Here is a 2,719-nt window from a genome sequence, read left to right as displayed (position 1 = left end):
CAAATTCAGATCGATGCCCTTGACCGCCTGCAGCCAATTCTTCGGCCGCAGCCAACCGCCGCCGAGACGAAAACGCACATTCAGATCACGCACCTGTAACAAGTCTTGCGCAACGTCCCGGCACAGCGCTTCGCCCCCAGGCTCGGCGTTGAGCAATTCGATGCTGTAGGGATGCTGCGGCGCACTAAACAATTGCTCGCACGACGCCTGCTCGACGATCCGCCCACCGCGCATCACCGCCATCCGCTGCGCAATGGTGCGCACCAGATTCAGGTCATGGCTGATGATCAGCAGCGCCATGCCCAGGCGCTGTTGTAGCTCTTTAAGCAGCAACAGAATCCTGCGCTGCACCGTCACATCCAGCGCGGTGGTCGGCTCGTCGGCGATCAGCAATTGCGGCTCACAAGCCAGCGCCATGGCGATCATCACCCGCTGGCGCTGGCCGCCGGAGAGTTGATGCGGATAGGCCTTGAGTCGTTCGCGCGGTTTCTGAATGCCGACCAGTTCGAGCAATTCAAGAATCCGTTCACGGGCCTGCGCGCCCGCCAGGCCTTTGTGCAGCGCCAGACTCTCACCGAGTTGCCGCTCGATGGTGTGCAGCGGATTCAGCGAACTCATCGGTTCCTGAAAAATCATCGCAATACGGTTGCCGCGTAACTGGCGCAGATAGCGCTCATGCACACCGAGCAACTCTTCACCGGCGTAACGAATGCTGCCGTCGATCCGCGTGATATTCGGGTCGAGCAATTGCAGGATGCTGTGGGCGGTCACCGATTTGCCCGAGCCGGACTCGCCGACCAGCGCCAGGCATTCGCCCGGACGAATATCGAGGTCGATGCCATGCACCACAGGCTGGCCGTTGAACGCCACGCGCAGGTCGCGGATTTCGATCAGGTTATCGCTCATCTCAAGTCCTCGGATCATAAGCATCTCGGCAGGCCTCACCGATGAACACCAACAGAGAAAGAATCAGCGCCAGGGCAAAAAACGCCGTCAGCCCCAACCACGGCGCTTGCAGATTGCTCTTGCCCTGGCCGATCAGTTCGCCCAGCGAAGCGCTGCCGGCGGGCATGCCGAAACCGAGAAAGTCCAGCGCCGACAAGGTCGCGATCGCCCCGGTGAGAATGAACGGCAGGTAAGTCAGGGTCGCGCTCATCGCATTGGGCAGGATGTGCCGGCTGATCACCTGCCCATCGCCAACCCCCAGCGCCCGCGCCGCTTTCACGTATTCCAGGCCACGGCTGCGCAGGAATTCGGCGCGCACCACATCCACCAGACTCAGCCAGGAAAACAGCGCCATGATCCCCAGCAGCCACCAGAAATTCGGCTCGACGAACCCGGACAGAATGATCAGCAGATACAACACCGGCAGCCCCGACCACACCTCCAGCAACCGCTGCCCGAGCAGATCGACCCAGCCGCCGTAGTAGCCCTGCAAGGCTCCGGCCGCAATGCCGATCAGCGCGCTGGCAGCGGTCAGCGCCAAGGCAAACAGCAGCGACACCCGCGTACCGAAGATCACCCGCGCCAGCACATCCCGCGCCTGATCGTCGGTGCCCAGCCAGTTCTCGGCGCTCGGTGGACTTGGTGCCGGCTCGGTCAGCTCGTAATTCACCGTGTCGAAACCGAACGGGATCGGCGCGAACCACATCCGCCCGCCCTGCCCCTCGATCAACTGCCGCACCTGCGCACTGCGGTAGTCCGGCTGAAACGGCAGCTCGCCGGCGAAATCCTGCTCGGTGTAGCGCTTGAACGCCGGGAAGTACCACTGGCCCTGATATTCGACCAGCAGCGGTTTGTCATTGGCGATCAGCTCGCCGCCCAGGCTCAGGCCAAACAACAGCACAAACAGCCACAACGACCACCAGCCACGTCGATGTGCCTTGAATCGCGCCCAACGGCGCTGTCCGATGGGAGATAAGGTCAGCATCAGGCAGTCCTCGCGGTGAAGTCGATGCGCGGGTCGACCAGCGTGTAGCACAGGTCGCCGAGCAGTTTTATCAGCAGGCCGAACAGGGTGAAGATGAACAGCGAACCGAACACCACCGGGTAATCCCGTGACACCGCCGCTTCATAGCTGAGTCGGCCGAGGCCATCGAGGGAGAAGATCACTTCGATCAACAGCGAGCCGCCGAAGAACACCGTCACCAGTGCCTGCGGTAATCCGGCGACCACCAGCAGCATCGCGTTGCGAAACACATGGCCGTACAACACCTGACGCTGGCTCAGGCCCTTGGCCCGCGCCGTCACCACGTACAGGCGTGAGATCTCGTTGAGAAAGCTGTTCTTGGTCAGGATCGTCAACGTGGCGAATCCGCCGATCACCAGCGCGGTGACCGGCAGCACGAGGTGCCAGAAGTAATCGGCAACCTTGCCCCACGGCGACAGCTCGGCGAAGTTGTCCGAGACCAGCCCGCGCACCGGAAACCAGTCCAGCGCGCTGCCGCCGGCAAACACGATGATCAGCAGCAGCGCGAACAGAAACCCTGGCATCGCATAGCCGATGATGATCGCCACGCTGCTCCAGACATCGAACGCCGAACCGTTGTGCACGGCCTTGCGAATGCCCAGCGGAATCGACACCAGGTAAGTGATCAACGTGGCCCACAAGCCCAGTGACAGGGTCACCGGCAGCTTCTGCCAGATCAGCTCGGTGACGCTGGCACCACGGAAAAAACTCTGGCCAAAATCCAGTTGCGCGTAGCTTTTGAGCATCAAC

At 61.8% G+C, this 2,719-nt stretch carries 3 protein-coding genes; all 3 read right to left on the bottom strand.

The genetic code is table 11. The annotated features are described in order from the left end of the window. A partial coding sequence (locus DBR18_RS29925; protein ID WP_256588955.1) for an ATP-binding cassette domain-containing protein occupies nt 1–906 on the bottom strand: 906 nt, incomplete at its 3' end. Nucleotide 907: 1 nt separating this feature from the next. Continuing rightward, nucleotides 908–1,930 (bottom strand): ABC transporter permease, encoded by a 1,023-nt coding sequence (locus DBR18_RS24980; RefSeq protein WP_108592319.1) that lies wholly within the window; start codon nt 1,928–1,930, stop codon nt 908–910. Then, a partial coding sequence (locus DBR18_RS24975; protein WP_256588954.1) for an ABC transporter permease subunit occupies nt 1,930–2,719 on the bottom strand: 790 nt, incomplete at its 5' end. The genes DBR18_RS24980 and DBR18_RS24975, both read right to left, overlap by 1 nt.

This window comes from Pseudomonas sp. HMWF021, assembly GCF_003061005.1.
In the GTDB taxonomy this organism is placed as follows: Bacteria; Pseudomonadota; Gammaproteobacteria; order Pseudomonadales; family Pseudomonadaceae; genus Aquipseudomonas.
Note: the sequence above shows the minus strand (reverse complement) of the source record. Positions and strands in the feature narration are given on the sequence as shown.